General features: G+C 44.4%; 1 protein-coding gene. It reads left to right on the forward strand.

Going from position 1 to position 2,432, the window contains the following annotated elements; genetic code table 11:
• Nucleotides 1-381 precede the first annotated feature (381 nt).
• On the forward strand, nt 382-2,432 hold a 2,051-nt coding region (locus EKM61_RS08780; RefSeq protein WP_191983598.1), incomplete at its 3' end, for a hypothetical protein.

Genomic DNA, 2,432 nt, shown 5'->3' on the forward strand with positions numbered 1-2,432 from the left:
GTCTTTAATACTGAGCGCAAATTTTATATGATTGTCTATAGGGTTCACGGTTTTCTCATATCCTTTCAAATGATACTGTAGTGGGTGGATTTTTTGGATGAGGGCTGTGAGCTCTTTTTCTGTCCTTAAATTGTAAATTCAAAGGCACAAAAAATCCTGTTAATAGTTTACCATTTGTAAACTATCAACAGGAAAAAGTATAGAGCCGATTATTTAGGCGGGACTGAAGCGTCTTATGCTTCTGACGTTGCAACCAAGAGTTCTAACGGACTTTCCTTTGATAAGGATTACAAAGTCGGTGACGCAGGCTTTACAAGTACTCAGTTAGGCCATGATGGTGTTTATACACTTACGTATCAAGCCTTTCAAAAGAATGGCGATTTGCGTTCTGGGGCTGATTCGGCCGCTGCCGCAGACGCTGAGGCTGGGACTGCTTCAGATCCAAATGCTTCCGCATATCAACTTTCTAGTGGCGATGTAACTGCTGGAACTAGTGTTACCGATACTAACAAGTTAATTACCAACGCATATGACGCTGAATACGAGGCTGTATATCAGGCGTACGTTGATAAGAAGAACGGTAACCAAAAGGCTTACATGTATGATGCTCAGACAGGTAAGTTAACTGAATTGAAGGTTGGTAGTTCACTTACAGTGAATAATCCTAGTGATGAAACTTATGATGGACAACCAACTAAGATTTCTGTTAAAGCAGGAACATTTATCTATGGTAATGGTGTTACTCTTTACAATGATAATAATGGTTGGTATTTAGACACTGGCTTCCAAGATAACAGTTATTCAACGATGTCTACCTATGCTGATACTTACGCTAGCGCAACACCAACTGATAATACGCCAGGTGATAGTGGTAACACTAATACATCGACTGAAACACCAGAAGTTGCTATTAACTCAGCTGTTGGTAACGAAACTGATGGTTTTGATGTTGTTGGTACAGCTACACCAAATGCTGAAGTTACTGTTCGTGAAACTAACACTCGTGTTAATCAAACGGCAACTGCAGGTGACGATGGTAGTTACACAGTTCATTTTGCGCCAGCTGATGCTAACGTAGGTGACACTGTAGCCGCACAATCATCAATCGTTGATGAGGCCGGTAACACGTTACTCAGTACTGAAGCTACTGCTACCTTTACTGCTGAAAATACTGCACAAGATGTTAAATATACAGTAACTTATTCTGGTGCTGGCGATAATACACCAGCTACTGATACTATTACAGTAACTTGGGATCAAAGTACTAATGGCGCCGGTGATACACTTTGGAGCCCTGAGGCACCTGATCTAACTGAAGGAACTACAGTAACTGCTACTGCTACTGGATATACAATTTCAGTTAATTCACCAGCAGTTGATGGTTATACTGCAGATCCAGTCACGGCAACCTTTGATTTAAGTGCAGGAGCTGCTGCGCCAACTGCCAAGAATGTTGATGTAACTTATACGGCTACTGGTACTTCAACACCAACAAGTGGCACAAGTACACCAACTAGCGGTACTTCGACACCAACAAGTGGCACAAGTACACCAACTAGCGGTACTTCAACACCAACAAGTGGTACAAGCACACCAACTAGCGGTACTTCGACACCAACAAGTGGCACAAGTACACCAACTAGCGGTACTTCAACACCAACAAGTGGTACAAGCACACCAACTAGCGGTACTTCGACACCAACAAGTGGCACAAGTACACCAACTAGCGGTACTTCAACACCAACAAGTGGTACAAGCACACCAACTAGCGGTACTTCGACACCAACAAGTGGCACAAGTACACCAACTAGCGGTACTTCAACACCAACAAGTGGTACAAGCACGCCAACTAGTGGTACTTCAACACCAACAAGTGGTACAAGTACACCAACTAGCGGTGAATCAAGTGCTGCAAGTTCATCAGCTAGCGAAGCAGGTAGTTATGCAACGGACGCAGGTAAAGATGCTTCTAACGCATCAAGCTCTGCATCTGACGCAGGTAAATCTGCTAGCGAAGCTAGTTCATCGGCTAATGTTGCTTCAAGTGCAGCAAACGCTGATCCAAATAATTCAGCAGTCAGTTCAGCTGCCTCAACAGCAAGTTCAGCATCAAGCGTAGCTTCAAGTGCTGCCAGTGATGCTTCAAGTGCTGCTACAACAGCAAGTTCAGCTGCTTCAACTGCTAGCTCAGCAGCCAGTGCTGCTAACAGTGATGCTGCAGCCGGTAATTCAAGTGCTGCCGCAAGTGATGCTTCAGTTGCAAGTTCAGCTGAAAACATTGCCAGCTCCGCTGCGTCAACGGCTGCCAGTGATGCTTCCACAGCCTCAAGTGCTGCTAGTGTCGCCAGCTCAGCTGCTAATACAGCTGCTTCAACAGCTAATAGTGATGCTGCTAATAATCCATCAAGTGCTGCAAGTTCAAGTGCTTCGCA

Origin of the sequence: Loigolactobacillus backii (genome assembly GCF_003946275.1) — a bacterium.
GTDB classification, from domain to species: Bacteria; Bacillota; Bacilli; order Lactobacillales; family Lactobacillaceae; genus Loigolactobacillus; species Loigolactobacillus backii.